Source organism: Streptomyces sp. NPDC005899, from assembly GCF_040629645.1.
Classification (GTDB): domain Bacteria; phylum Actinomycetota; class Actinomycetes; order Streptomycetales; family Streptomycetaceae; genus Streptomyces.
Genome location: NZ_JBEXWB010000539.1, coordinates 1 through 2938, shown reverse-complemented (window position 1 = coordinate 2938; position 2938 = coordinate 1). Strand labels below are relative to the sequence as shown.

Annotated in this window: 4 protein-coding genes; all 4 read right to left on the bottom strand. The window is 74.6% G+C overall.

What is annotated here, in order from left to right:
- Positions 1 to 25: 25 nt before the first annotated feature.
- Positions 26 to 307 (bottom strand): chaplin, encoded by a 282-nt coding sequence (locus tag ABZ371_RS31110; RefSeq protein WP_358685968.1) that lies wholly within the window; start codon positions 305 to 307, stop codon positions 26 to 28.
- A gap of 156 nt (positions 308 to 463) precedes the next feature.
- Positions 464 to 1633 (bottom strand): GNAT family N-acetyltransferase, encoded by a 1170-nt coding sequence (locus ABZ371_RS31105; RefSeq protein WP_358685967.1) that lies wholly within the window; start codon positions 1631 to 1633, stop codon positions 464 to 466.
- On the bottom strand, positions 1630 to 2307 hold the full coding sequence (locus ABZ371_RS31100; RefSeq protein ID WP_358685965.1) for a lipopolysaccharide biosynthesis protein: 678 nt from the start codon (positions 2305 to 2307) through the stop codon (positions 1630 to 1632). Before ABZ371_RS31100 ends, ABZ371_RS31105 begins: the two co-directional genes overlap by 4 nt.
- Positions 2304 to 2938: glycosyltransferase (locus ABZ371_RS31095; RefSeq protein WP_358685962.1), on the bottom strand; the 635-nt coding region annotated here is incomplete at its 5' end. The genes ABZ371_RS31095 and ABZ371_RS31100, both read right to left, overlap by 4 nt.

Genomic DNA, 2938 nt, shown 5'->3' with positions numbered 1-2938 from the left:
GGCCCGGTGAGGATCCGTGCGGCCGTCAGTGGCCGTAGGCACCCTCGTGCTCGTCCTCGTGGCTGTCCGACACGTTGGCGCAGGTGTTCCCGAACGCCGGGTTGAGCAGGGCGATCACGTTCACGGTGTTGCCGCAGACGTTGACCGGGATGTGCACCGGCACCTGGATGACGTTGCCCGACAGGACGCCGGGGGAGTGGGCGGCTACGGCCTCGGCGCCGGCGTCGGCGGTGGCCAGACCGGCACCGCCGGCGAGCAGGGCACCGGTGCCCGCCATGACAGCGGCCACCTTCGTGATGCGCGACATGCAGTTCTCCTTGTGAGGGTCGAAACCGGCTGCGGAACGTCGCGGCCGGTATGCCTTGACAACGCGGAAATCGACAGACGGTAACGGATCAGAGCAAAGCAAAAGTCGTGATCCCAGATCTTCCGGGCCATTCCCCGCCGGCTCTCCGAGAGGCCGTCACCGACCGCCGAGGGCCGGGAGCACGGCCGCCGGGAGAGCGCCCAGCCGGCCGCGCCAGTCCCGCGCCGCGGGGAAGCGCGCCTTGACGCTCTCCGCCGCCCGGTCCCGCACCGCCACCTGGGACTCCCGCAGCCGCAGGAGCGGCTCCAGGCCGGGGCGGGCCAGCAGGAGCCGTCCGTTCACCACCGGGACGGGTGCCCAGTGGTTCTTGTACTGCTCGGACCCCCGCAGCAGACTCAGCACGCCCCCGGGGCCGGTACCGGCCGCCTGCCGTGCCACCTCGCGCAGCAGCATCGAGGAGACCTCCACCTTCCTCTCCCTCAGCGCCGGGTCGGCTCCGTAGAGATAGCACCCGGTCAGCCCCGCCGACGTCAGGGCCAGATCGGCGGCCACCACCTCCCCGTCCAGCAGGAACTCCCGGACGGAGGCCTGCCCGTCGCGCACCATACGGCGGGCCGCGCGCGTCAGGTGCGCGGCGAAGCGGGGCCGCAGGTGCTCGGCGTTGACGCCCCGCCCGCGCCACTGGAGTTCGTGGAGCCGCAACAGCGTGCCGATGGCGTCCGGCACACGGTGGTCGGGTGCCGTACGGCACTCGATCCCCAGGGCGTCGATCTTGCGGAGCCTGGACCTGGCCCGCTGCGCCCGCGAGCCGGGCATCCGCCCGATGAGGCTGCCGATCGGTTCGGCGGGCAGTTCCATGCACGTCGAGTCGGTGAGCCTGCTCCGCGCGCCGGACCAGACGTCGAACAGCCGCTGGGCACAGGCGTCGGGACGCACCTCACGCAGGTCGATGACCGTGTGCGTGGCGGCCCGGAACAGCCCCCGCTCCAGGGCCGTGACGGCGTCCCGCGCGTCGTCCCCGTCCACGAGGACGTCGAAGAAGTCGGAGATCGCCCCGCCCAGGGGTACCAGGAGCGGCATCGGACGGTGTACGAGCATCAGGGCGGCCGCGCCGATCAGCCGCTCACCACGGCGTGCCAGCACGATCCGGAGCCGGCCCGGGATGCCGTAGGACTGCCACCACGAGCACAGCCAGGCATGGCTCTGGAAGGGGGTCGAGGCCGGGCACCGGCGGTGGAGGGCGTCCCATTCCCCGGCGAGCCCGGCGAACTCCCCCTCGTCCCGGCAGAGGGTGACGGTGAGCCGGGCGGGACGGGCACAGGTCATCGGACGGGCTCCCGTTCCTCGGCACGGACCGGCAGGGCGGCCTGGGCGGGGCCCGGGACAGGCGCGGTGACGCCGCGGCGTCCCGGCCGGGGCCGTACGAGGAGGACGAGGCCGCCGACCAGCCCGCCCGCGCTCGCGCCGACGGCCGTGCCGAGGGCGGGGGACGGGGAGACCGGCTCGGCCGGCGGCACGGCGTGCGAGAACTCGATCAGTCTCACGCCGGTGTCCTTGGCGACGTGCCCGCTGCCCACCACCACGGCCTCGGTGACCGCGTTGGCGATGTCCGCCGCCCGGCGCGGATCGGACGAGGTGCCGGTGACCGCGATCATGGGGGAGTCCGGGGACGTCTCGGACCGTACGTGGCTCCGCAGTTCGCCCACCGGCATCCCGGCCGCGCCCCGGGCGTAGGAGAGTGTCGCGTCACTGGTGGCCAGCCGGCCGTACGACTGCGCGTACCCGAGCGCGGCCGCCGGGTCGGTGCCCTTGGCCGCGGTGACGACGGCGTAGCCGGTGGACGCGTACTCGGGTTCGGCGGCCAGTCCGTAGCCCAGTCCGCACGCCGCTCCGAGCAGGACGCAGGCCGGCAGGGGCCACCGGCCGGTCGGAGCGAGTGCGGGACGGAGCCTGCGCAGCCGTCCGGTGCGGGACGTGGGCTGTTGGGGCGACTCGGTCATGGGTGTGTTCTCCCGGTCGAGGGGGCGGAGTCGAGGGCGTGTGCGTAGACGTCCATGAGGCGACGGCTGGTGCGGGTGATGTCGTAGTGGGCGACGGCCCGGGGCGGTGGGAACCTGCGCGTGCCGCCCACCCGGAGGTGGTGCAGCGCGTCGCCCAGCTCGCGGGTGAGGCCGGCCGCGGACCCGGGGCCCTTGACGCGCACCGCACCCGGCGAGCACCCGGCCGGCAGGTCGTCCACGGCGGGGCAGGGGCCGTGCACGACGGGCAGCCCGGCGGCCAGCGCCTCGACGACGGCCAGCCCGAAGGACTCCTCGCGGGACGCGGAGACGAACACGTCCATCGCTCCGAGCAGTCCCGGGACACCGAGCGGGCCGTCCCCGGTGCCGCACTCCCCGAGGAACCGGATCCGCTCCGCGGCGCCCAGCCGGACGGCGAGCGCCCGGAGCGGGACCGCTTCGGGCCCGTCCCCCGCCAGGAGGAGGTGGGCGCCCGGGAGCGCCGCCACGGCACGGATCAACGCGTCGACGTTCTTGCCGGGGACGAGCCGTCCCACCCCGCCCACCACGAAGGCGTCCTCCGGGATGCCCAGGGCGGCCCGGGTGACGCGCCGCCGGCCCGCGTCGAAGCGGA

Excerpts from the sequence above, each read along its gene's own strand:
- ABZ371_RS31105 (WP_358685967.1), bottom strand. The coding sequence starts at position 1,633 with ATGACCTGTGCCCGTCCCGCCCGGCTCACCGTCACCCTCTGCCGGGAC.
- ABZ371_RS31100 (WP_358685965.1), bottom strand. The coding sequence starts at position 2,307 with ATGACCGAGTCGCCCCAACAGCCCACGTCCCGCACCGGACGGCTGCGC.
- ABZ371_RS31110 (WP_358685968.1), bottom strand. The coding sequence starts at position 307 with ATGTCGCGCATCACGAAGGTGGCCGCTGTCATGGCGGGCACCGGTGCC.